The sequence below is a fragment of the Nocardiopsis alborubida genome (assembly GCF_012396365.1).
In the GTDB taxonomy this organism is placed as follows: Bacteria; Actinomycetota; Actinomycetes; order Streptosporangiales; family Streptosporangiaceae; genus Nocardiopsis; species Nocardiopsis alborubida.
The window spans coordinates 107,095-128,943 of record NZ_JAAXPG010000012.1; the positions used below are offsets into that span (position 1 = coordinate 107,095).

A 21,849-nucleotide genomic window follows, 5' to 3' on the forward strand; every position below is an offset into this window, starting at 1 on the left:
TGCCTTCTCGTCGCGGGACGGTGTTCTGCGGCGGGAGGCGGACGCCTCCCACCGCAGAGCGTGCCCTAAGGCGGTGGTCCGCACTCGCCGCTGCGGCGGTGTGGCGCGAAAAACGTCCGCCCTCCGGCCTGCCTCCCTCCTACCCGGGCCGCCCGCGCGGATGCGCGTCGGTCAGCCCGTCCAGGCGCGCGACCGCAGCAGCCGCAGCCCGTTGAGGGCGACGATCACGGTGGAGCCCTCGTGCCCGGCGACGGCCAGCGCCAGGGGGAGCGTGCCCACCAGGTCCCAGGTCACGAGCACGACGATGAACGCGGCCGCCACGCACAGGTTGGCGATGACGAACCGGCGGGCGCGCCGCGACAGGGCCAGCAGCCGGGGCAGGGTCGCCAGGTCGTCGCGGACGATGACGGCGTCGGCGGTGTCCAGGGCCAGGTCCGAGCCGCGGCGGCCCATGGCCACCCCGGTGGTGGCCGCGGCCATGGCCGGGGTGTCGTTGACGCCGTCGCCCACCAGCATCACCCGCGTGCCCTCGTGTTCCATCCGCGCCACCAGCGCCGACTTGTCCTGCGGCAGAAGGCCGGCGTGCACCCGTGTGATCCCGGTGGTCCGGGCCACGTGCGCGGCGGTGGCCGCGTTGTCGCCGGTCAGCAGCAGCACCGGTTCGGAGGTCAGGGCCGCCACCCGGGCCACGGCCCCGGGCGCCTCGGCGCGCGGGGCGTCGGACAGGGTGAGCACGCCCAGTTCCTCGCCGCCCGAGGTCACGGTGACCCGGGTACCCGCGGGAGCGGACGGAGCGGCGGATCCCGCCGGTTCTGCCGTTTCCGCTGGTCCTGCCGGTTCGGACGGGGCCGCCGCTGCCCGTGCGACCCGCACCTCCCGGCCCGCGACGGTGGCGCGGACTCCGACACCGGGCAGCGACGCGAAGTCCTCCACCCGGTCGGGCACGGTCAGCCCCCGCCGGTCGGCCTCCTCACGGACGGCACGGGCCAGGGGGTGCTCGCTGTAGCGCTCGACGGCCGCGGCCAGGGCCAGGACCTCGTCGGCGCCGTACCCCGGCGCCGGAGTCACGCCGGTGACCTCCGGGGCGCCCCGGGTGAGGGTGCCGGTCTTGTCGAAGGCCACCGCGCCGGTCCGGCCGATCTGCTCCATGACGGTGGCCGACTTGACCAGGACGCCGTGGCGTCCGGCGTTGGCGATCGCGGCCAGCAGCGGGGGCATGGTCGAGAGCACCACCGCGCACGGCGAGGCCACGATCATGAACACGATCGCGCGCAGCAGCGCCTCCTCGAAGTCCGCGCCCAGGAGCAGGGGGACGCCCAGCACGAGCAGCGTGGCCGCGACGACGGCCGCCGAGTAGCGCTGTTCGACCTTCTCCACGAACAGCTGGGTCCGGGCCTTGGTGGCCGAGGCCTCCTCGACCAGGGTCACGATGCGGGCGATCACCGACTCCCGGGCCGCGCGGTCCACCCGCACCCGCAGGGCGCCGGTGCCGTTGACCGTGCCCGAGAGCACCTCGTCGCCCACCGAGCGGGGCACCGGGACCGACTCCCCGGTGACGGCCTGCTGGTCCACCTCGCTCGCGCCCTCCACGACCGTGCCGTCGGCCCCGACGCGTTCGCCCGGCCGGACCAGGACCGTGTCCCCGACCCGCAGTTCGGCGGTGTCCACGGTCTCCTCGCGTTCCCCGTCCGGGAGCGTGGTGACCCGGACGGCCCGCTCCGGGGCCAGGGTGAGCAGGGCGCTGACGGAGTCGGCCGTGCGCTGGGTGACCACGGCCTCCAGGGCACCGGAGGTGGCGAAGATGACGATGAGCAGGGCGCCGTCGAAGACCTGGCCGATGGAGGCGGCGGCGACGGCGGCCACGATCATCAGCAGGTCCACGTCCAGCGTGCGCCGCCGGGCGGCGCGCAGCCCGGACAGGGCGGGTTCCCAGCCGCCCGCGGCGTAGCAGGCCAGATGGAGGCCCCACCACAGCCAGGCCGGGGCGCCGAGGAGCTGGGCGGCCCACCCGGCCAGGAACAGGGCCAGCGCCGCGGCGGCCCAGCGCACCTCGCCGAGGCGCATGCCGGTCGCGAACAGGGACGCGGGCCGGGCCGCCACGGTCCGGCCGGACGGGGACGGCGGGGCGTCGGCGACGGTCACCGGGTGCCGTTCCCGGAGCCGCGGGCCGGGGGAGCGACGTCGGCGCGGTGGTGGGCGGGTTCGACCTCCAGGGCGTGCTCGGCCTGGTAGACGGCATCGGCCACCAGTTGGCGGGCGTGCTCGTTGGCCAGGCGGTAGTACATCCGGTTGCCCTCCCTGCGGAAGGCCACCACGCGTCCCATGCGGAGTTTGGCCAGGTGCTGGGAGACGGAGGGGCCGGGCTTGCCGAGGCGTTCGGCCAACTCGTTGACGGAGAGTTCGCCTCCGCGCAGGGCGAGGATGATGCGGACCCGCGTGGCGTCGGCCAGCAGGGAGAGGATCTCGACGGCGTACTCGACGTATGGGCTGTTCTCGTCGAGCCCGCATCTCTTACTACTTGCGTTCATACGCAGATAGTAGATCTTGAATGACGCGGAGGGCAACATCCGAAACGGTGTGTGGGGGGGATGGGCGTCGTCGTGCACTGTGTGAGGATGTATGTCGAGGCTGGGAGCGCTCAGCATGCCCCGAGCCAAGGTTGCGGCGAGATAACGGCCCGCGTTTTCGCAGGTTATTAAGCGTGAGCCCCGCGCACGCGGGGATGGACCGATCGGATCCCAGCCGCCCGCGTCAATGAGGCGGTGAGCCCCGCGCACGCGGGGATGGACCCCAGGGGCGCGGCCCTCGGGAGAGTGAGGGCCGGTGAGCCCCGCGCACGCGGGGATGGACCGGTCGACACGGAGTACACGACGCGCCTGGTGACGTGAGCCCCGCGCACGCGGGGATGGACCGGGCGTTTTCCCGGATGGTGTCCGGTGGGCGGAGTGAGCCCCGCGCACGCGGGGATGGACCGGGTGCTACAGGGCGAGCGCGATGAGGAGAGCCGTGAGCCCCGCGCACGCGGGGGTGGACCGTCCGGTTCCGGTTCACCGCCGCCGACGGATCAGTGAGCCCCGCGCACGCGGGGATGGACCGCACCCGGCGATCTCCCCCAACCCGCTGGCCCGGTGAGCCCCGCGCACGCGGGGATGGACCGGTCATCTATCACGTCGCCCGGGGCCTCGTCCGGTGAGCCCCGCGCACGCGGGGATGGACCGCGCGGGCCCGCCGCATCTCAGCGTTCCACCCCGTGAGCCCCGCGCAGGCGGGGATGGGCTTGTTTTAGGAAACTCCCGCCTGGTGGGGCGCGGTCTCGGTACGCTCGCCGGGACGGTGGTGCCGAGACACAGGGGGCCTGTGGTGCGGGAGATCGAGACGAAGTACCGGGTAGCTGATCTCGAAGCACTGCTGGCCGCGCTCAAACAGGCCGGGGTGCGCATGAGCGACCCCGTCTACCAGGACGACCAGGCCTATGCCCCCGCTGGCTGGTGCTCGGAGCTGGGCCAGGTCGGCCACACCTTCGCTCGTCTGCGCACCCAGGACAGCGTGCACCTGCTTACCACCAAGACCCCATTGGCCAACGCCATGGAGTGCGTGGAGTACGAGACCATCGTCGCCGACCGTGAGCAGATGCACGGGGCCCTGCTGGCGCTGGGCTACGAACCCACGGTGCGCATTGTCAAGCACCGTCGCACCGGCACCACAGGACCCATCGGGGTGTGCGTGGACCTGGTCGAGGGCCTGGGCGCCTTCGTCGAACTGGAACTGGTGGTCGATGACGACCGCGACGGCCTGACCGTCCAGGCCGAACTCGACGCGTGGGCGCGAGGACTCGACGCGGCCCTGGAACGCACCACCGACACCTACGACACCCTCGTGCGCGCCGCGACGGCCTGACGGCTTCAGGGGGTGGGGGCGGATTCGTCTGGCTGGTTGAGGAGGGTGGCGATGTGTTCTTTGGGGTAGCGGCGTGCTCCGCCGGGGGTGCGGAAGGGTTTGAGGACGTTGTCCCATTCGCCTCGGTGGAGGCTGCGGGGGCGGATGTTGAACAGGGCGGCGACTTCGCTGGGTGTGAGGACGTCGGGGCGGCCGTCGAGGAGGTAGCTGTAGTCGGGCATGAGGCGCTTTCCGTGTCCGGTGTTCTTGTTCTGTGAGTGGTCGATCGGGTGGCCCCGCCTCCCCGGGGAAGGAGGAGGCGGGGCCCCAGGGCTGGTGCGCAGGGCACCGGCCCGTCCGCACCGGCCCGGGGGACAGGTCGGGTGGTGCGGAGTCTGGAAGGGCTCGCCTGCCGGGGGAGCGGGCTACCAGGGGAAGACGGCGCGGACGGTGATCGCGCCGCAGGTGTGCTGTTTCCAGTCCCAGTAGGAGCACAGGGCCTCGACCAGGCGCAGTCCGTTGCCGCTGGGGCGCAGGGGTTCGGGGTCGGGCACGGCCGGGAAGCTGGGTTTGTCGCCGGGGCGGGGGCCGTTGTCGGTGACGCGGAGTTCGAGGTGGCGTGAGGTGCGTTCGATCTCGACGCGGATGGTGCCGCCGGGAAGTCCGGAGGCCGAGTGGCGCAGGGTGTTGGTGACCAGCTCGGAGACGGCGATGCCGACGGGTTCGGCCAGGCTGGGGCGGGAGCGGGTGGCCTGGGTGGCCCAGCGGCGGGCGATCTTGACGTGGCCGAGTTCGGGGCCGAGCAGAATGCCTGATTTGGTGCTGGTTCCACACAGTCGGCGTGGAAGCGTCGGGGCCTGGACGATAGGCTTGTTCATGTCTCACCTCGGGTATTCGGGGTGGGGCACCTTGCCTCGGAGATCGCTCTCACCTTCGGTCTCCGGGGCTTTTTCATGCCCTTGTAGATATTTCGCCCGATATGGGCTGCGAAGCTTTCTGTATTTGCTTCGTCACGAACCTTGCCAACTGGTCTGTCTTTGGCGCTATGCTTATTACCTAAGACGGTAAAACTTCTATGGCCAGCGATATTTTTGGTTGGCCTGGTGGTGTGATGGTGCAAGAAGAAGATGCCGACAAGGCTGCACAGCTTCGTTTCGGCAAGTTGCTCCGCAAACTCCGAGGTCAGGCGGGTCTTACTCAGCAGGAACTCGCTGCCCTGGCCGTGGTGTCACAGAGCACCGTCAGCGATTTGGAACGCGGGAAAAAGGGGACGCGGAGAGATCCAGTAGTACGTCTCGACAAAGCCCTTACCGCCCGGGGCGTGCTCGTGGACGCGTGGGACGCGGTGTTCTCCGGAGCCGGGGTGACCGCGTACTTCCGCGAGGTGGCCGAGGCGGAGCAGATGGCTCTCAAGATCCGCGACTACTCCTACGGCCTGGTTCCTGGACTGTTCCAGGTCGAGGAGTACGTGCGGGCCATCAGTGAACTCTCCAACCCCGAAGCCACCACGGAGGCCATTGACCAGATCGTGAAGGCCAGGAAGTACCGACAACAGATCCTGGACCGGCCCCACCCGCCGACGATCACGGTGCTCCTGGACGAGGTGGTGCTGCTGCGACGGTTCCGGAAGCCGGAGGTGATGAAGCAACAGATCGATCACCTCATTGACCAGTCCTATCGCCCGCGAGTGAACCTCCAGATCGTGCCGATCGCGACCGAGGGACATCCGGGTCTGTTCGGGTCCTTTAGGCTGATCGACGTGCCTGATTCGAGCACATTCGCCTATATCGAAAGCCAGAGGACAGGGGTGTCACTGAAGCAGCCGGACGTTGTGGCAAGCTACGACCGGATATTCGCGGAGCTGAGGAGCGCCGCCCTGCCGGTGCCCTCGTCACGGTCCCGCATGGAAGAGATTCGAGGCAGCATCACATGATGACCGAGGCTTGGAGCAAGTCCAGCTACAGCAACGGCGAGGGCGGCGACTGCGTGGAAGCCCGTCGCGACCAAGCGGCCGTCCTGGTCCGCGACACCCAGAACCGGCCGCTCGGCCACCTGGCCGCTCCGGCTGCCGAGTGGACGGCCCTGTTGAGTGCGGTACGCGGTCGGTAACGTCAGCAGGTGAACGGATCGCTCATGGAAGAGATTCGAGACAGCATCACATGATGACCGAGGCTTGGAGCAAGTCCAGCTACAGCAACGGCACCGGTGGCAACTGCCTGGAAGCCCGTCGCGACCAGGCCGCCGTCCTGGTCCGCGACACCCAGAACCGCGAGTTGGGGCACCTCGCGACCCCCACCGTCGAGTGGACCGCCCTGGTCAGCGTCGTCCGCGCCCAGTAGTCCACAGACACGAACGGCCCCGCCCAGACGAACCGGGCGGGGCCGTTCACTGTCCGGCCGCGTAGTCCCGGGGTGATGACCCCAGCACGCGCAGGAACATCGTGGAGAACGCCGAGGGGCTCTCGTACCCCAGCCCCATCGCCACCCTGGTCACCGGTTCACCCCGGGCCAACAGCGGCAGCGCGTGCAGCACGCAGGCCCGCTGCCGCCACCGCGCGAAGCTCATCCCCGTCTCCGCCCGGAAGAGCCGGTGCACCGTCCGCTCACTGACGTGCAACCTCCCCGCCCACCGTGCGGGCGGATCGTGCACGTCCGGCGCCCCGAGGAACTCCTCGCACATCCGCCTCAACCCCTCGTGCCCGGGCAGCGGCAGATCCAGCGGCAGCGGCACGAGCCGACGCAGTTCATGCAGCACCAGCGCGAACACCGCCGCGTCCCTGCCGTGCGGGGGGTAGCGCGGCTCCAGGTCCACCGCCGTCAACAGCAGCTCCCGGAGCAGCGGCGACACCTCCACCACCTGGCAGCGCCCCGGGAACCACGCGACCGCGCTCGGCTCCAGGTACAGGCTGCGCGTGCTCACTCCCGTCATGACCACCCGATGATCGGTCCCGGCCGGGATCAGCACGGCCCGGTGCGGCGGCACGGTCCACTCCCCGTCCTCGGTCTGGACCCGCATCACCCCCGTCGCACCGTAGAGGAACTGCGCCCGCCGGTGCCGGTGGGCGGGCAGCACGTGCTCGGGCGGGTAGTCGGTGCCGATCGCCAGGACGGGCCGGTCGATGGAGTCCACCTCGGCGACGGGGATGTTACGCACGGGACCGAAGCTACCGGGTGTTGTCCGCTGCGCGAAGGACGGTGGCGTTCTTTCGAAAGCGCGCCAACCACTGTCTGCCTAACGTGGTCCGGGTGCTCACCTTCGTCCTTCCCCTGCTCGCCCTGGGCCTGCTGACCGGCGTCACCACCGTCCTGTTCGGCTTCGGCGGCGGCTTCGTGGTCGTCCCCGTCGTCTACCACGTCACCCGCGCCCAGGCCGACCCCGGCGTGGACCCGATGGCCGTGGCCGTGGCCACCTCCACCGCCGTGATGGTCGTCAACGCCCTCAGCGCCACCCTCTCCCAGCGCCGGGCCGGACGGCTGCGCCGCGACTACGTGTGGCCGCTGGCCGCCTACATCGGTGTCGGCGCGGTGCTGGGCTCCCTGGTCGCCACGGTCGTCGGGGGAGGGGCCCAGCGCGTGCTGTTCATCGCCTACATCGCCGTCACCCTGCTCGACACCCTCCTGCGCAAGGGCTTCCTGACCCGCGACCCCGACGCCGGGCCCCGTCTGCTGGGGCGGCGCACCACCACGGCGGGCGGGGTCGCCATCGGCGCGGTGACCAGCTTCCTGGGGGTGGGCGGCAGCGTCATGACCGTCCCCCTGCTGCGCCGCCGGGGCCTGCCGATGGGGGAGGCGACCGCGATGGCCAATCCGCTCAGCCTGCCCGTCGCGGTGGCGGGCACGGCGGTGTACGCGCTGTTCGGCGAGGGGGGAGGCGCCGGTCCCGGCCACCTGGGCTCGGTGGACCTCGTGGCCGGGGCCCTCCTGCTCGCCGGGTCGCTGCCCGCCATCGCCGTCACCCGCCGCCTGGTGGGCCGGGTGCCCGACCGGGTGCACGCGGTCTCCTACGTCGTGCTGCTGGCGGTGGTCCTGGCGGCCTTCCTGTTCGTGTGAACGTTCGGCCTCGGGGTGTCCCGCCACTGGCCCTACCGCCGCGTACCGCTGGCCGCCGGGGCGCTCGTCCGGAGGGGCCGCACCGGCGCCCGGGGACGCGTGTCGGTGCCCGGTGCCCGTACCACCTGCGGAAATACTGACCGTATGGATCTTGAGGGAGCCCGAGTCCTGGTGGCCGGGGCCACGGGCGTACTCGGCGGGCACATCAGCAGGGCACTGAACCGGGAGGGCACGCGGGTCGTGCTCGCCGGACGCGACGAGGAGGCGCTCGACGCGCTCGCGCGGGAACTCGACGGGTCCTCCACGGCCGTGTTCGAGGCGGCCGACACCGAGGGCTGCGCGGCGCTCGTGCGCCGCACCGCCGAGGAGCAGGGCGGTCTGGACGGACTGGTCATCGCCTTCGGCGTCGTGGCCTTCGACACCGGCCCCGACTCCGAGGGCGGCATCGAGGACGCCGCGGTCGAGAAGATGTTCCAGGTCAACACGCTCGCGCCGATGGCGATGCTGCGCGCGGCGGTCGACGCGGTCAAGCCCGGCGGGGCGGTGGCGGCGGTCACCGCCGTGACCGCCGAGTACCCGACCCACGGCATGGCGGCCTACTCGGCCAGCAAGGCCGCCCTGTCGGCCTGGCTGGCCGCCGCGCGCGCGGACTACCGCGCCAGGCGCGTCGCGGCTCTGGACGTGCGCGCGCCGCACATGGACACCGGCCTCGCCGACCGCCCCCTGGCCGGGACCGCGCCCGGGAACCTGCCCGAACCCCACCCCGTGGACGAGGTGGTGGACGCGATCGTGCGGGCCCTGCGCTCCGACGCCAGGTCGGTGGCCTTCGACCCCCGGGAGCGGAAGCTCAACGTCAGGTAGCCGCTGGTGCCCTGCCCGTCGGCTGCTGGGCTCCTGAGTTGCGGGGCTGCGGGGCGGGCTCCGCGCGGTGCCCGCCGGTGGCCGGTCGGAGGTCTGGGCCCTGCGCGGTGCTCGCCGGTGGCCGGGTTGCGGGACCGGCTCCTTACTACGCGGGGTCCGGTGGCCGTCGGCCGCCGGACGGGCGGGTGCGGCGGCCGACAGCCCCGCTCCCGGCCGCCGGTGACACCCGGGTCGCTGCCCTGTGCAAGGGTTCGGCTATGAGCCCCCAGCCCTCCGCCCATCCCCCCGCTTCCCCTCGATCCGACGAACCGGCCCTCGCCGCGCTGGGCGTCCTGGTGGACCGCTCCGTCGTCGAGATCGCGGAGGCCGCACGCGACGCGCGGACGTTCGATCGCGAGACCGTCCGGGCCGTCTCCGACCTGTGGGACAACGCCGTTCTGCCCCTGTTCCGGGCCGCGACGGGTCGCCCCGGGCCGGAGCGGGAACGGCGCGCCCGCGCGGCCCTGGAGTGGACGGCGCGCCTGCGGCCGACGCGCTGGGACTGGATGGTGGAGCAGGCCGCGCTGTGCGGGCACCGCCTCGACGCGCTCGTCCCGCCCCCGCCCGTGTACTTCGACAGGCCCTACCGCGACTACCGGGGCAAGATCCGTCCGGCGTACTCCCGGTGGACGCCGCAGGCGCTGGCCGACCTAGCGGACGACTACGCACTCGGCGCCGCCGCCCTGCGCCACGTGCGGATCGAACGGGAGGGCGCACGCCTGTGCGGCTTCCTGACCCTGGAACCGGCCCGCTCCTACGACCCCGGTGCCAGCGCTCCCGGCGGCCCTCCCACGCTCGACGTGCACCTGGAGGACCTGACCTGGGTGGACGTGGACTCCGACTCGGCGCACGGAGTGCGCCTGGACTTCGACGCGGACGGGGTCGTGGTCGGCCTGGGAAACGGGGGAGCGCTGCGGGCCCGGTCGGCCTCACTACGGCTCGACGACGGCTCCTGGCACCTGTCGGGAGCCGGTCGCCGCGCCGACGCGCGGACCCCGCCCCGTGGGGACGGGCCCCGGCCCGCCCAGCCGCCGCAGGAGGGGAGTGTGGAGGGCTCCGCTTGGGGTGCGGCGACCTTCCTGGGCAGGGCCATGTTGACGATCCGTAGGGTCCGCTATCCCGGTGAGGTCGCGCGCGTGCCGGTGGACGCGTACTGCCGTGCCCTGGAAGGGGCCGGGCGGGACGTCCTGGCGGCGGGAGCCCTGCGGCCGCGGCGGAGCGAGGCCGCGTTCCGTGCCCTGACCGCCGAGTGGCTGCGGCGCGGCGGAACCGATCTGGCGGCGGACTGGAGAATGCTCCTTCGAGGTGTTCCGGACGCCGGGGAGCTGGCTCGGGGCGTGCGCGAGGAGCTGCTCGCACGGGGAGAGGCCCCGCGCGCCCCCGTCACACCCCGGGAGGTCACCGAACTTCCGGAACGGGCCGCGTTGCGCATGGTCTCCTACACGGCCGAGCACACCGACGGGCGTGTCCGCCGCGAGGCCAGTGCCATGATGCACCTGGCCGTGCCCGGCCAGGACCGGGACGGGCCGTGGCGGATGCGCGTCCTGACCGCGACCGACCCCGTCCGGCTGCAGGTGCGGACCCCGGCCTTCGACGGGACCGGCCGCGTCCGCGTGGACCGGGACGGGGGCGGGCGGGAGACCCTCGCGGTGGACGGCGACGCCCTGTGCCTGGACGCCCGCGCCTGGGTCCAGGAAACCCCGCCGCGCTGACCCGAGGCCGGGTCCGCACCTCAGCGCGGTGTCTCTTGAGCGCGTGGTGGGGGCCAGGTCCAGGTAGGGAAGTGCGTGGCTTTCAGGAACCGTGCACCCATGCGCTGCACCGTCGACTCGTTTTCGTTCCCAGCCGACTCCAATGCACCAACAGTCGGGGAACACTCACCCTTGCTCTTGCCGGACAGCGAGCATGACTGCACCGGAACCCTGACCATCAACAGCCGCCCTGTTTCCACCGGGCCGTTGACGTCGCACCAGCGCCTACGCCCACACCCTTGGGAGCACCACGACCCCCACCGCACTCCTGAAGCGTTTTTCCGAGATACCAGATCGCCCCTGGCCGTAGTATGCAGATTGGATTCGCAGACCACGAAGCGTGCTGACGCTGCTGTCTACTGATGAGGACATGTGTTCCATGATGACAAAAGAAGAGGCAATTGAAGTCGCCAGAAAATTCTTTGATGATGCGGTTGGTAAATTAATTCTCCAGGGAGGAATGATATCGGAGCGGGATATTTTCTGTCATGAAAAGTACGTTGTCCTTCCCTGGGATTCGATCGCATTCCTGAAGGAGGGGAAATGGGAGGAGTGCTTTATTGGAAACGCTCCTATTAGGGTGGATAGGGAGACCGGTGGCTGCGAATTCATAGGAGTTCGGCAGGCGGTGGAGTACCGAAAGCTCGGTTTTCCTGTATAGCTGAGAATCCTTGGTGGCGTCGGCCGAGTTGAGTCCGTCGAAGCGCGGAGCCGTGCCGTACCAGAGGGTGCCCTGCGCGGGTGCCGAGCCGAACTGGACCGGGCTTCCCTCAGAGACCGGGGGCCCGGGACGCGACCCGTTACTCGGCACGTCTGATCGGTTTCCTTTTCGGGGACCGGTGACGGTTCTCGTCAAACGCGGAGGGGCTTAATCCACCTCGATGCACCCCACGGTTTTCCGGGAACGACGAGGGCGTGCCCTCCCGCTCCGGGCGGCGCGTCAGCCTTGAGGGTCCAGCACCGCCGCCGCGGCGGCCAGGTCGGCGTCAGCACCGGTGGTCAGCGCGTACAGGGCGTAGCCGATCGGGGAGGCGTCCCACAGGTGCCTGGCCTGCGCCGCCAGGCCGGGGTGGACGTGCCCGCCCGCCCGCTCGTAGGCGGTGAGGGTGGCCCGCAGCATCTCTTCGCCCGCGGCGCCGTACTGGGCGGACAGGTCGCGTGCGGGGTCGTCCACGCGGGCGGTCGTCCAGTCCAGGACCCCGGTGACCGCGCCCTCCTCGTCGAGCAGCACGTGCGCGGGGTAGATCTCGCCGTGGGTCATGACGGTCCGCTCGGGCCAGCAGGTGTCGTCGTCGAGCCACGCCCTCCATGCCTCGGTCAGGGCGGGGGAGACGGTGAAGGCCTCGCTCACGCGGGCGATGTCGTCCCGCCACGCCTGACGTACCCGGGCCGGGGTACGGACCTCGACGCCCGCCGCCTCGGCCCGCTCCGGGGCGATCGAGTGCAGGCGGGCCAGCAGGTGCCCCAGACGCTCGGCGTAGTCGGGGCTGGCGGGGTCCATGTGCCAGACGGGCTCCCCGGAGTCGGTCAGGGTCAGGCCCGGGGCGCCGGGCAGGGCCGGGTAGGCGATCAGCTCGGGGGAGCGGACCCGCCAGTCGGGGACCGCGACGCCGTCCTCGGCCAGGACCGGGGCGACCAGGTCGAGGACGCGCGTCTCGGCGGCCATGCCCTCGGAGACGTCGGCGCGGCGGGGTACGCGCAGCACCCACTTCCGGCCGGTCGCGTCGCGGGCCATGACGACGCGGTAGTCCAGGCCCGCCTCGTTCACCGTGGCGTCTCGCGCGGACAGGTGCAGGCCGTGGGCGGCGGCGAGGGTGATGGTGTGGTCGATGGTGCTCATGGGACTAAGTTCCCACCCGCGCCCGCGTAACGCGAGGCGACGGGTCGTGCGGGCTCCGCCGGGCGTGTCCCGCGAGCGGTCGCGCTCCGGACCGAACCCGGGCCGCCGATGGCCTTCCGTGGAGACCGGGGCCGCGTTCCCGCCGACCTCCTGCCGTAGACGGAGCGGGGCCGCACTCCCGGAGCCCTTCTGCCGCCGATCGCCTTCCGTGGAGGTCGCGGGGCCGCGCCCTCGCCAACGATCCTCCGCCGACCTCCCGCCGTAGGCGGAGCGGGCGGGCGACCGGATCACCCGTCTGTCCGGCGGACCACCCAGTCCGGGGTCCACACGTCATCCGGGGTCCGCGGGCCCGAGGCGCGCAGGTACTCGCGCAGCGCGCTCAGCACGGGGTGCCGATCCCCGCTGCGGGACAGCAGCACGTGCGGGTAGACCGGCGTCGGGTCGCGCAGGGGGACACGCCGCAGGTCGTGGGCCCGGGGCCACAGGTACCGGTCCCCGCCGCCGACGAGGGTGGCCAGGGAGGCGGAGTCGGCCAGCGCGTCCATCAGGGCCTCGTCGCCGAAGTCGGGGCCGAGCGCGTCGATGCTCAGACCGAAGGCCTCCGACAGCGCGCGGTAAAACTCCGCCCACTCCGTGTCCGGCCTGATCCCGGGGATCCAGATCCGGTGACCGGCCAGGTCCGCGGGCCTGACCTCGGGTGCGTCCGCCAGCGGGTGGGCTGGCCCGACCAGCAGCTCCAGGGGTGAGTCCAGGAGCCGTTCGGCGCTGATCCCGGCCGGGAGCCGCTCGGCCGACAGAGCGCGGAAGGACGCGTCGACGGTTCCTTCGAGCACCGCCCGGGCGGCCCGGGCGGCGTTCTCGCCGCCCAGCGTGACCGCGTCCAGCTCCGCCCCGGGGTGGGAGCGGTAGAACCGGTAGACGGCCTGGGCCGGGGCGATGCGCCGGTTGAGCACGTCCACGCGCAGGGGTCGGCTGCCGGGGCGCACGGCCCGCTCGGCCTGCTCCAGGGCCGCGAGGACCCTCCGGGCGTGCGGCAGGAGGACCTGCCCGTCCAGGCTCGGTCTGGAGCCCCGGGAGGTCCGCACCAGGAGCGCGGCCCCCAGGTGTCGCTCCAGGGCCGCGATCCGCTTGGAGACCGCCTGCTGGCTGATCCCGAGCTCGTCCGCCGCGGCCTGGAACTGGCCGGTCCGGGCGACGGCCACGAACGTGCGCAGCGCTTCGACATCCACGGCTCCAGCCTACTTGCACAACCTCTGGTTGTGTCCGGTGGATCGTGCGGTTGTTTGACCACGCGTTCCGCCGGGTGGTGGGATCAGCGCATGTCCACACGCACAGAGCAGGTCATGTACGTCCAAACGCCCGAGTTCGCACGTCACGTGGAGCGCATCGCGGAGGTGACCGACGCGACGTCCCGGCTGAACGTGCTGCCGTTCAGCGACAGCGAGGGCCGCGCCGAACTACTATCCGTTGTGTTCGGCGACTCGCTGCCGGAGTCGGTGACGATCTATCCGCCGTTCTTCACCGAGTACGGGCTCAACACGGCGTTCGGGGAGGACGTCTTCGTCAACCAGGGCTGCACGTTCATGGACAGGGGCGGCATCCGCGTCGGCAGCCGCGTCATGATCGCGCCGAGGGTCAGCCTCATCACCGGCGGGCACCCCCTGCCCCTCGCCGAGCGCCGCGAGTACCTCTCCTTCGCCCCCATCGTCATCGAGGACGACGTCTGGATCGGAGCGGCCGCCGTGGTCACGCAGGGGGTGACCATCGGCGCCGGTTCCGTGGTCGCCGCGGGCGCGGTGGTCACCCGCGACGTCCCCGCCCGCACCCTGGTCGGGGGAGTCCCCGCCCGCGTGATCAGGGCGATCGACTGAGCCCGCCCCGGGTCAGCCGGCCCGGAGGGGGCCGGACTCCGGCGCCGGGGCGGCGAAGTACTCGTGCGCCGTGCGGGCGAGCAGTGTGGCGCCGTCGGAGATGACCCTGTTGGCTGCCTCCCCGACGCAGACGGCGGCGAACTCGGGCTGGTGGTTGCTGACCGGGAAGCAGCCCAGGCCGATGTAGGGGTGGATGGCCGCAACGTGCTGGGAGACGTTGCCCATGTCGGTCGAGGCGCGGTTCATCGTCTGGTGTTCGGGTGGCGCGTCGAACCGCCGCCCGAGCGCCAGGGCGTGACGCGTGTAGATCTCCAGGGCGCGCTCGTCGGTACGGAACTCCGAGTAGGGCTGCGACTCCGGGGTGAACTCCAGGGCGGTGTCGGTCGCCAGCGCTCCGGCCCGGAAGCACTGTTCCACCCGGCGGCGCAGTGGCTCCAGCTGCTCCAGGCTCTCGGCCCGGGTGTACCAGCGGCCCTCGGTCACCGCGGGGATGGCGTTGGGCGCCTGCCCGCCCACCGTCTGGATCCCGTGGACGCGGGTTCCCGGCGGGAGCTGCTGGCGCAGCAGGCCGAGGGCCACCTGGGCGACCACGAAGGCGTCGTTGGCGTTGCGGCCCTCGTGCGGGTAGGCGGCGGCGTGGGCCGACCGGCCGGTGAAGCGGACGTGGTCGTGGGCGACGGCGTAGGGCTCGGCCCGCGGCGCGTCCACCGGTCCGGGGTGGGCCATCAGCGCCAGGTCCAGGTCCCGGAAGGCTCCGGCGTCCAGCAGTTCGATCTTGCCGCCGCCGCCCTCCTCGGCCGGGGCGGCGATCACGTCGATACGCAGGTCGAGCCGGTCCGCCCAGGGGCGCAGCGCGATCGCCGCGCCCGCCGACATCGCGGCGATCAGGTTGTGCCCGCAGGCGTGGCCCAGGCCGGGCAGCGCGTCGTACTCCACGACGAAGCCGACCCGGCGCCGACCGGACCCGTAGGTGGCGTGCAGCGCGGTGGGAAAGCCGAGGTAGGCGTTCTCGACGGCGAAACCGAACCGCTCCAGCAGCTCCGCCGTCCACCGTGCCGCGCGGTGCTCCTCCCAGGCGGTCTCGGGGTGGGCGTGCAGCGTCTCGGAGTAGGAGACCAGCTCTGGCAGGTGCTCCGCGGCGCTCGGCAGCGCGCCGTGTTCGGGCGCGCCGGGTTCAGCGGTCATCGCCCGGCACCCCGTATCCCGGTGAGGCGGCCGGTTCCAGGCCGCGCCGGACGTAGTCGTCGCGCTGGGGGAGCCAGACCTTGAGCAGTTCGCCCAACTCCCCGATCGGGTCCTCGCGCCAGTCCACGCGCAGGTCCGTGTCGCGCCAGCCGTGCGCGGACACGGTGGACAGCCCCGCGGAGTACACCGGTCCGGCCTCGCCTCCGGCGGCCAGGCCCGCGGCCAGGGCGGTGAGCAGGCGTTCCTCCAGCTCCCCCCGGGCCGAGCCGAAGGCCTCGCACATGGCTGCGGGGACGCCCGGGTCCGAGAGCATGTTCCCGGCGGCGGCGCAGTGGGGGCCGGTGGCCTCGCCGTGGACGCCGAGGGTGAGGCCGCCGCTGAACGTGGCCGCGGCGCCGGAGGCGTCCACCACGGTGAGCTGCCGGTAGGCGATGTCCGGCGCGGTGCCGGTCACGGCGTCGAGCGCCGCTCGGGGGCTCGCGCCCGCGGCGAGCCGGTCCAGCAGCGCCGTTCCCAGCCGCGGGTCGGTGATGTTCTGCGAGGCGACCGCGCCGACGGAGTCGCGCAGGTGGACGACCCGCGCGGCGACGGCGGGGGAGGACGAGGACGCGGCGATGCCGAACCTGCCGTCCTGGTGGGCCGCGATGGAGAAGGTCACTTGTCGCCTCCCGAGATCACGGCGGTCGCGTCGATCTCCACGAGCCATTCGGGCCGGGCCAGGGCCTGGACGACGATGCCCGTGGAGACCGGGTGGACCCCCTTCAGCCAGCGTCCCATCTCGCGGTAGACCTCCTCGCGGTAGCGCGGGTCGGTGAGGTAGACGGTCACCTTCACGATGTCCTCCAGACCGCTGCCCGCCTCCCTGAGCAGGAGGTCGATGTTGGCCATGGCCTTCTCGGTCTGCGCGCGGACGTCGCCGACGCCCACGGACTCGCGGGTGTCCAGGTCCTGGCCGATCTGGCCGCGCAGGTACACGACCCCTCCGGCCACCACCGCCTGGCACAGGTCGTTGTCGAGGTTCTGCTCGGGGTAGGTGTCCCTGGTGTTGAACTTGCGGATGCGCGTGTGCGTGGTCATGGTGTGATCACCCCTGGGTGTGGGACGGGTGCGGGTGCGCGTCGTGGTGTTCCATGTAGCCGCGCTGGATGCAGATCTGGTCGGCCACGTACTTGGCGTCGTGCCAGGCCCCCCAGATGAAGCTCGAACCGCGGCGGGACTGCCACGGCAGCCCCATGAAGTAGACGCCGGGCTCGGAGGAGACCCCGCGCTGGTGCCTGGGCCTGCCGTTCTCGTCGAACGCGTCCACTTGCAGCCAGCCGTAGTCGGCGGTGAAGCCGGTCGCCCACAGGACGGTCCGGACCCCGGCGGCGGCGAGGTCGAGTTCGCGGAGGGGGTCGGTCACCGACTCCGGGTAGGCGCCCAGGACGCGGGCCCCGGGCTCCTCGGGCAGGTCGAGTCCGTTGCGTTCGACGTAGGCGTCGGCCTCGTCCAGCAGCGACAGGTAGTTGGCGTCGCCGCGGGCGATGTTGTCCCGCAGGTCGGGCGCGAAGCGGACGGTTCCGGCGTCGAAGGACTCCGTCCGGCCGACCAGCGTGATGCCGCGCTGAGCCAGGGCCCGGAAGTCCACGGTGTGGCCGCCGTGCGCGCCGCTGACCGCGATCGTGACGTGCTCGGCGCCCTGCGCGGGGGCCGAGGCCTCCCACTTGCCGAGGACGCCCAGCCACCAGACGAAGTCGTGCCCCCGGTACCGGCGCGGCGGGCGGTCGTGCGGACCGACGGACAGGTACACCCGTCGGCCGCCGGCGCGGAGTTCGTCGGCGATCTGGACCCCCGAGGAGCCCGACCCGACCACGAGCACGCCGCCCTCGGGCAGTTGCGCGGGGTTGCGGTAGGCGCTGGAGTGGAGCTGGACCAAACCCGAGTCCTCGGGGATGAGCGGGGGGACGACCGGCCGCTGGAACGGTCCGGTGGCGGCCACGACGTAGCGGGCGTCGAGGTCACCGTCCGAGGTCCGGACCCGGAACCCCCGGCGTCCGGTGTTGCGTCGCACCGAGGTCACCTCGACCCCGCACCGGATCGGCGCGCCGATCTTCTCGGCGTAGGTCGCCAGGTAGTCCGCGACGCCGTCCTTGGAGGCGAAGTCCTCGGGGCCCAGGCCGGTGAACTCCAGTCCGGGGAACCGGTCGTGCCAGACGGGCCCGTTCGTGACCAGCGAGTCCCACCGCTCCGAGCGCCAGCGCTCGGCGACGCGGCTCCTCTCCAGGACGACGTGCGGCACCCGGCGGTCGCTGAGGTGCTCGCTCATCGCGATCCCGGCCTGCCCCCCTCCGACGACGACGACCTCGATCTCTTCCAGTGACATGCACAGCCTCCAGGCTCTGGTCAACGCGTGTGTTCGGGACGGGTGCGCCCCGCGTGCCTCCCCGGCCGCGCGGACGCCGTCCCCCGGGTCCGGCCGCGGCCGGACCCGGACGGGTGGGGGGGAGGGTTCAGCGAGAGGCCCGGTCGCTCTCGTGCAGCAGGTCGGAGCCGCTGGTCTCGGGCATGGTGCGCAGTGTGACCGCGCCGATGACGCCGATCACGACCATGGTGAAGGCGGGGACCATGCTGCTGCCGGTGAGGGAGATCAGCCAGGTCATCAGGTACGGCAGGGTTCCCGCGAAGAACGCCCCGGCGACGCTGTAGGCCATCGACAGCCCGCTCTGCCGGGTCCGGGTCGGGAACAGCTCCGCCACCGCGGACGCGTGGGTGCCCAGGATGACCGCCAGGATCGCGGCCAGGCCGAAGGTCGCGGCGAACGCCGCCCACGAGGTCTGCACCTGCATCAGCCAGAACAGCGGCACGGAGGCCGCGATCAGCAGCGCGGCGGCGGTGTAGAGCACCGGCTTGCGGCCCACGCGGTCGGAGATCCTGCCCGAGAGGGGGATGATCCCCATGGCGACGACCGAGGCCACCGCGGAGAGCAGGGCCGCCCGGTCGGCGGGCACCCCCACGATCTCCTCCTGGTAGGTGATCAGGTACACCAGGACGATGTAGAAGGTGGAGTTCATGAAGGTCTCGATGCCGACCGTCTGGAGGAACTGCCTGCCGTTGGAGCGGAACACCTCGACGACGGGCTGGCTCGGGACGTTGTTCATGTCCTCCAGCGCGCGGTACTCGGGCGTGTCCTCGATGCGCAGGCGGATGTAGAGGCCCACCGCGGCCATGGGCACCGTCAGCAGGAAGGGGATCCGCCACGCCCAGTCGAGGACGACCTCGGCCGGGAAGGACGCGTGCAGGGCCCACACGGCGAACGACGCGCACAGGAACCCGCCGACCGAGCCGAACTCGATCCAGGAGCACCCGAACCCGCGGCGCTTGGGCGGCGAGAACTCCGCGAGGAAGGCGGCGGCCGAGCCGAACTCCCCGCCCGCGGCGAGCCCCTGGATGATGCGGGCGACCACCAGCAGGATCGGCGCGAGGATGCCGACGGACTCGTAGCTGGGCAGCAGCCCGAGCATGAGCGTGCCCGCCGCCATCGAGATGATGACGATCGACAGCGTGGTCTTGCGCCCGAAGCGGTCGCCGAGGTGGCCGAAGAGCACCGAGCCGAGCGGACGCACGAAGAACGCCACGGCGAAGACCGCGAAGACCGACAGCAGGGCGGTGGTGCCGTCCTGCTCGGGGAAGAACACCTGCGCCATGGTGGTGGCCAGGTAGGCGTAGACGGCCCAGTCGAACCAGTGGACGAAGACGCCCACCGCCCCGGCGAACACACCCCGCCGCAGGTCCTTCTCGTCGACCTGTTCCGCGACCTCGCTCGTCATCTCTTCTCCTGGGGTCTCGTCCTGGCGCGCACCGGGGTCGGGGAGGCCGCGGCGGCCTCCCCGGTCGGGGCGTCCCTGTACATGGTCAGGAGGCCGCTCGTTCGCGGGAGTGTGGTCTCGAACGCCTGGCGGGAGCGGGGTGGGGCCCACGGCGCCGTCGGTATCCGACCTGCCTGTGTCATGGGTCACTACTATCCAGGCGGGGCCTAGGATCTGTAAAACACATAGTTCCGAAGATCTCCTTCGGAAAAAGCGATACCTCGGGCAGGAGGGCCGGACCGATGGGCGACGTGAGCCTGCGGCAGCTGGAGTACCTCAGGGCCATAGCCAGGCTCGGTTCGGTGACGGCGGCGGCGCGGGAGCTGTTCGTCTCGCAGTCGACGGTGTCGACGGCGTTGACCGACCTGGAGTCGGCGCTGGGGGTCACCCTCTTCGTCCGCTCCCCGAAGGGGATGCGCCCCACCGCGTCGGGGCAGCGCGCCCTGGCCGTGGCCGACGACGTGCGGGCCAGCCTCGAACAGCTCCGGGAGACCGCCAGCCGGGAGAGGGAGGAGGTCGAGGGGGACCTCACCATCGGCTGCTACGCGACCATCGCGCCGATCCTGCTGCCCAGGGTCATCGCGGAGTTCTCGCGCCGGTATCCGCAGGTGCGGCTCTCGTTCGTCGAGGCGTCCCACGGGACCCTCGTGGACGACCTGCTCAACTCCCGCATCGACCTGGCGATCACCTACCACTACGAGCTGGCGAGCGTTCGCCCGGCGGTCGGCGTGACCTCGCAGTGGCTGCGGTCCGATCCCCCCTACGCGCTCACCCCGGTGGACGGACCCCTGAGCGCGAAGGGCGAGCTGAGTCTGGCGGACCTGGCGGTCGAGCCGCTGATCCTCTTCGACCTGCCGCCCGGCGGCGACTACTTCCTCGGCCTGTTCGACAGGGCGGGGCTGACGCCCAACGTGCGCTTTCGCACCACGAGCTTCGAGATGGTGCGCGCCCTGGTGGCCCGCGGCCTGGGCAACGCCCTGCTCACCCAGCGCACCGTGCTGGAGCGCAGCTACGAGGACCTGCCCTACGCGACCAGGGAGCTCGACATCCGGTCCGAGGGGCTCGGGATCGAGGTCATGCGGCTCTCCGGGCGCAAACCGGTGCGGCGGATGGAGGCCTTCGTCGACGTGTGCAGGGAGGTCGTGGTCTGACCCGCCGAGGTGTCGGGCGGAACCGGGGGGAGCCCTTCGCGGCGGACGGCGGCGCCCCGGCCCCGGACGCCCCCGCCCGGGGCCTCACCGGGTTGAGCCGGGGCGGAGCGCCCGCCCCCGCGCGGTGTTCTCCGGACCCGGCACGGAGGTCAGGTGCGGGAACTCCGCGGCGGTGGTGAACCGGCCCTGGTCGTGGTGGACCGTCAGTTCGCCGCCGCTGTCGGCCACGCGCTCGCGCAGGGCGGCCAGTCCCCGTAGCCGTGCGGGCGGCTCCTGGGAGGCGCCGTCGTTGACGATGCTGATGCCGGTCTCGGTCAGGGTGATGCGCACCCGCGCGGCCTGGGCGTGGCGCAGGATGTTGGTGGTGGTCTCGCGCAGGACCTGGCCCAGCAGCTCGCCCGCGCCCGGGGCCGCCTCGGCCCCGCGGTCCACGCGCACGTCGATGCCGGCGGCCTCGAAGAGGTTCTTGGCGTTCTCCAGCTCCGCGGACAGGTTCAGGCGCCGCTGGGCGTGGGCCAGTTCCCGGGTCTGGGTGATGGTCTCGCCCACCAGGGTCTGGATCTCGCCCAGTTCCTCCTCGGCCCGGTCGGGGTCGGCGCGCACCAGTTTGCGGGCCAGCGCGGTCTTGAGCTTGACCACGTGCAGGGTGTGGCCCTGGATGTCGTGCAGGTCGCTGGCGAAGCGCATCCGCTCCTGGGCCACGGCCAGCTCCGCCTCGCGCTCACGCGCCGCCGCCAACTCCGAGACGAGGCCGTGTATCGCGTGGGCGAGGATCGTGAGCACGACCCCTCCCAGGGCGACGCCCGCCGAGGCGACCACGTGCTGCAGCAGGAAGTCGACCACGCCGTCGCGCGACACCACCAGTTTCGCCGTGAGCCCGGCGACGGCGAAGGCGGCGATCCCCGCCGTCGCCGCCCACTGGTGGCGCGGCAGGTCGAGGATGATGACGGTGGCCACGATGGCGAACCCGTAGGCGGGCATGGAGACGTCCACCAGGAGCATGCCGAGCAGCCACAGGGCAGCGGTGACGACCAGGCCGGCGAACGCGGCTCGGGAGAGGCGGCCCACGTGCCACCGGCTGACGACCAGCAGGGTCACGGCCAGGCTCACGGCCATGAGGAGCGCGTCCTGCCATGCGGTGGCGTTCACCGCCACCAGCAGCGCCCCGACGGCGGAGACCGCGCCGGACACGAGGTCCACGTGGAGCCTGCGCAGCCGTCCCTGCGTCTCCTCGGTCTTCTCGGACGTCAAGAGTGTCCCCTCCAGGTTCGCGTCCACCACAGCGCACGCTCCTCGCGCAGGTCCCTCCGCCGTCGGAGCGGCGGTGCCCGGGCTGGGGCCGGGCGGAGCGCGGGTGTGCCGCCCTCCCCGGACACGGCCG

General features: G+C 72.0%; 23 protein-coding genes and 1 CRISPR repeat array. Of the genes, 10 read left to right on the plus strand and 13 right to left on the minus strand.

Features of this window, described 5'->3' with window-relative positions:
* Positions 1-171: 171 nt before the first annotated feature.
* Both HGB44_RS14370 and HGB44_RS14375 read right to left on the minus strand, forming a co-directional pair.
* Entirely contained in the window at positions 172-2,142 is a 1,971-nt protein-coding gene (locus HGB44_RS14370; RefSeq protein ID WP_061078766.1) for a heavy metal translocating P-type ATPase, read from the minus strand.
* Complete coding sequence (locus HGB44_RS14375; protein WP_061078844.1) at positions 2,139-2,528, minus strand: ArsR/SmtB family transcription factor; 390 nt, start codon at positions 2,526-2,528, stop codon at positions 2,139-2,141. Before HGB44_RS14375 ends, HGB44_RS14370 begins: the two co-directional genes overlap by 4 nt.
* Positions 2,529-2,701: 173 nt before the next feature.
* Positions 2,702-3,278: a CRISPR direct-repeat array (repeat unit 28 nt; unit sequence GTGAGCCCCGCGCACGCGGGGATGGACC).
* An 82-nt stretch (positions 3,279-3,360) separates the two neighbouring features.
* Here HGB44_RS14375 and HGB44_RS14380 point away from each other — a divergent pair.
* Entirely contained in the window at positions 3,361-3,897 is a 537-nt protein-coding gene (locus HGB44_RS14380) for a class IV adenylate cyclase (protein WP_061078845.1), read from the plus strand.
* A gap of 5 nt (positions 3,898-3,902) precedes the next feature.
* On the opposite strand, the gene HGB44_RS14385 is transcribed toward HGB44_RS14380, so the two are convergent.
* Together HGB44_RS14385 and HGB44_RS14390 are read right to left on the minus strand one after the other, a co-directional pair.
* The gene (locus HGB44_RS14385; RefSeq protein ID WP_019609968.1) at positions 3,903-4,118 is read right to left on the minus strand and encodes a helix-turn-helix domain-containing protein; all 216 of its coding nucleotides are present in this window, start codon (positions 4,116-4,118) and stop codon (positions 3,903-3,905) included.
* A 183-nt stretch (positions 4,119-4,301) separates the two neighbouring features.
* A complete protein-coding gene (locus tag HGB44_RS14390; protein ID WP_061078767.1) occupies positions 4,302-4,754 on the minus strand; it encodes an ATP-binding protein in 453 nt (150 codons plus the stop codon).
* Between the two features lie 197 nt (positions 4,755-4,951).
* Between HGB44_RS14390 and HGB44_RS14395 the strand changes: the two genes are divergently transcribed.
* The 3 genes from HGB44_RS14395 to HGB44_RS14405 are packed head-to-tail and all read left to right on the plus strand — an operon-like array spanning position 4,952 to position 6,215.
* On the plus strand, positions 4,952-5,809 hold the full coding sequence (locus HGB44_RS14395; protein ID WP_231972244.1) for a helix-turn-helix domain-containing protein: 858 nt from the start codon (positions 4,952-4,954) through the stop codon (positions 5,807-5,809).
* Positions 5,806-5,985, plus strand: a complete 180-nt coding sequence (locus HGB44_RS14400; RefSeq protein ID WP_061078768.1) for a DUF397 domain-containing protein — start codon at positions 5,806-5,808, stop codon at positions 5,983-5,985. Before HGB44_RS14395 ends, HGB44_RS14400 begins: the two co-directional genes overlap by 4 nt.
* 50 nt (positions 5,986-6,035) lie before the next feature.
* Complete coding sequence (locus HGB44_RS14405) at positions 6,036-6,215, plus strand: DUF397 domain-containing protein (RefSeq protein ID WP_061078769.1); 180 nt, start codon at positions 6,036-6,038, stop codon at positions 6,213-6,215.
* Positions 6,216-6,261: 46 nt separating this feature from the next.
* On the opposite strand, the gene HGB44_RS14410 is transcribed toward HGB44_RS14405, so the two are convergent.
* A complete protein-coding gene (locus tag HGB44_RS14410) occupies positions 6,262-7,029 on the minus strand; it encodes an AraC family transcriptional regulator (protein WP_061078770.1) in 768 nt (255 codons plus the stop codon).
* Between the two features lie 83 nt (positions 7,030-7,112).
* On the opposite strand from HGB44_RS14410, the gene HGB44_RS14415 reads away from it, so the two are divergent.
* The 4 genes from HGB44_RS14415 (at position 7,113) to HGB44_RS14430 (ending at position 11,237) form a co-directional block, all read left to right on the plus strand.
* On the plus strand, positions 7,113-7,925 hold the full coding sequence (locus tag HGB44_RS14415; RefSeq protein WP_231972256.1) for a sulfite exporter TauE/SafE family protein: 813 nt from the start codon (positions 7,113-7,115) through the stop codon (positions 7,923-7,925).
* A gap of 144 nt (positions 7,926-8,069) precedes the next feature.
* Positions 8,070-8,786 (plus strand): SDR family NAD(P)-dependent oxidoreductase, encoded by a 717-nt coding sequence (locus HGB44_RS14420; RefSeq protein WP_061078772.1) that lies wholly within the window; start codon positions 8,070-8,072, stop codon positions 8,784-8,786.
* Between the two features lie 257 nt (positions 8,787-9,043).
* Positions 9,044-10,537 (plus strand): hypothetical protein, encoded by a 1,494-nt coding sequence (locus tag HGB44_RS14425; RefSeq protein ID WP_061078773.1) that lies wholly within the window; start codon positions 9,044-9,046, stop codon positions 10,535-10,537.
* Between the two features lie 379 nt (positions 10,538-10,916).
* Positions 10,917-11,237, plus strand: coding sequence for a hypothetical protein (locus tag HGB44_RS14430; protein ID WP_168444022.1), 321 nt, complete (start codon positions 10,917-10,919; stop codon positions 11,235-11,237).
* Between the two features lie 279 nt (positions 11,238-11,516).
* On the opposite strand, the gene HGB44_RS14435 is transcribed toward HGB44_RS14430, so the two are convergent.
* A complete protein-coding gene (locus HGB44_RS14435; protein ID WP_061078774.1) occupies positions 11,517-12,416 on the minus strand; it encodes a macrolide 2'-phosphotransferase in 900 nt (299 codons plus the stop codon).
* 287 nt (positions 12,417-12,703) lie between these two features.
* Positions 12,704-13,645 (minus strand): LysR family transcriptional regulator, encoded by a 942-nt coding sequence (locus HGB44_RS14440; protein WP_061078775.1) that lies wholly within the window; start codon positions 13,643-13,645, stop codon positions 12,704-12,706.
* Between the two features lie 114 nt (positions 13,646-13,759).
* Here HGB44_RS14440 and HGB44_RS14445 point away from each other — a divergent pair, with 114 nt between their 5' ends.
* The gene (locus HGB44_RS14445; RefSeq protein WP_061078776.1) at positions 13,760-14,287 is read left to right on the plus strand and encodes a sugar O-acetyltransferase; all 528 of its coding nucleotides are present in this window, start codon (positions 13,760-13,762) and stop codon (positions 14,285-14,287) included.
* Positions 14,288-14,299: 12 nt separating this feature from the next.
* Here the strand turns inward: HGB44_RS14445 and HGB44_RS14450 are convergent, their stop codons facing one another.
* The 5 genes from HGB44_RS14450 to HGB44_RS14470 all read right to left on the minus strand — a co-directional run bounded on the left by HGB44_RS14450 (position 14,300) and on the right by HGB44_RS14470 (position 19,278).
* Positions 14,300-15,472 (minus strand): amidohydrolase, encoded by a 1,173-nt coding sequence (locus HGB44_RS14450; protein ID WP_061078777.1) that lies wholly within the window; start codon positions 15,470-15,472, stop codon positions 14,300-14,302.
* Positions 15,462-16,130 carry a DUF1028 domain-containing protein gene (locus tag HGB44_RS14455; protein WP_061078778.1) on the minus strand — a complete coding sequence of 223 codons (669 nt, stop codon included), beginning with the start codon at positions 16,128-16,130 and terminating at the stop codon, positions 15,462-15,464. The genes HGB44_RS14450 and HGB44_RS14455 overlap by 11 nt, the downstream gene beginning before the upstream one ends.
* Positions 16,127-16,549, minus strand: coding sequence for a RidA family protein (locus HGB44_RS14460; protein WP_013152699.1), 423 nt, complete (start codon positions 16,547-16,549; stop codon positions 16,127-16,129). Before HGB44_RS14460 ends, HGB44_RS14455 begins: the two co-directional genes overlap by 4 nt.
* 7 nt (positions 16,550-16,556) lie before the next feature.
* The gene (locus HGB44_RS14465) at positions 16,557-17,834 is read right to left on the minus strand and encodes a flavin-containing monooxygenase (protein WP_061078779.1); all 1,278 of its coding nucleotides are present in this window, start codon (positions 17,832-17,834) and stop codon (positions 16,557-16,559) included.
* Between the two features lie 127 nt (positions 17,835-17,961).
* On the minus strand, positions 17,962-19,278 hold the full coding sequence (locus HGB44_RS14470) for an MFS transporter (RefSeq protein WP_013152701.1): 1,317 nt from the start codon (positions 19,276-19,278) through the stop codon (positions 17,962-17,964).
* 281 nt (positions 19,279-19,559) lie between these two features.
* On the opposite strand from HGB44_RS14470, the gene HGB44_RS14475 reads away from it, so the two are divergent.
* A complete protein-coding gene (locus HGB44_RS14475; protein ID WP_061078780.1) occupies positions 19,560-20,468 on the plus strand; it encodes a LysR substrate-binding domain-containing protein in 909 nt (302 codons plus the stop codon).
* Between the two features lie 84 nt (positions 20,469-20,552).
* Here the strand turns inward: HGB44_RS14475 and HGB44_RS14480 are convergent, their stop codons facing one another.
* Positions 20,553-21,746, minus strand: coding sequence for a sensor histidine kinase (locus tag HGB44_RS14480; protein WP_061078847.1), 1,194 nt, complete (start codon positions 21,744-21,746; stop codon positions 20,553-20,555).
* Positions 21,747-21,849: the final 103 nt, after the last annotated feature.

Excerpts from the sequence above, each read along its gene's own strand:
- HGB44_RS14465 (WP_061078779.1), bottom strand. The coding sequence starts at position 17,834 with ATGTCACTGGAAGAGATCGAGGTCGTCGTCGTCGGAGGGGGGCAGGCC.
- HGB44_RS14390 (WP_061078767.1), bottom strand. The coding sequence starts at position 4,754 with ATGAACAAGCCTATCGTCCAGGCCCCGACGCTTCCACGCCGACTGTGT.
- HGB44_RS14425 (WP_061078773.1), top strand. The coding sequence starts at position 9,044 with ATGAGCCCCCAGCCCTCCGCCCATCCCCCCGCTTCCCCTCGATCCGAC.
- HGB44_RS14450 (WP_061078777.1), bottom strand. The coding sequence starts at position 15,472 with ATGACCGCTGAACCCGGCGCGCCCGAACACGGCGCGCTGCCGAGCGCC.
- HGB44_RS14445 (WP_061078776.1), top strand. The coding sequence starts at position 13,760 with ATGTACGTCCAAACGCCCGAGTTCGCACGTCACGTGGAGCGCATCGCG.
- HGB44_RS14435 (WP_061078774.1), bottom strand. The coding sequence starts at position 12,416 with ATGAGCACCATCGACCACACCATCACCCTCGCCGCCGCCCACGGCCTG.
- HGB44_RS14460 (WP_013152699.1), bottom strand. The coding sequence starts at position 16,549 with ATGACCACGCACACGCGCATCCGCAAGTTCAACACCAGGGACACCTAC.
- HGB44_RS14420 (WP_061078772.1), top strand. The coding sequence starts at position 8,070 with ATGGATCTTGAGGGAGCCCGAGTCCTGGTGGCCGGGGCCACGGGCGTA.
- HGB44_RS14395 (WP_231972244.1), top strand. The coding sequence starts at position 4,952 with ATGGCCAGCGATATTTTTGGTTGGCCTGGTGGTGTGATGGTGCAAGAA.
- HGB44_RS14470 (WP_013152701.1), bottom strand. The coding sequence starts at position 19,278 with ATGACGAGCGAGGTCGCGGAACAGGTCGACGAGAAGGACCTGCGGCGG.
- HGB44_RS14405 (WP_061078769.1), top strand. The coding sequence starts at position 6,036 with ATGATGACCGAGGCTTGGAGCAAGTCCAGCTACAGCAACGGCACCGGT.
- HGB44_RS14400 (WP_061078768.1), top strand. The coding sequence starts at position 5,806 with ATGATGACCGAGGCTTGGAGCAAGTCCAGCTACAGCAACGGCGAGGGC.
- HGB44_RS14375 (WP_061078844.1), bottom strand. The coding sequence starts at position 2,528 with ATGAACGCAAGTAGTAAGAGATGCGGGCTCGACGAGAACAGCCCATAC.
- HGB44_RS14385 (WP_019609968.1), bottom strand. The coding sequence starts at position 4,118 with ATGCCCGACTACAGCTACCTCCTCGACGGCCGCCCCGACGTCCTCACA.
- HGB44_RS14475 (WP_061078780.1), top strand. The coding sequence starts at position 19,560 with ATGGGCGACGTGAGCCTGCGGCAGCTGGAGTACCTCAGGGCCATAGCC.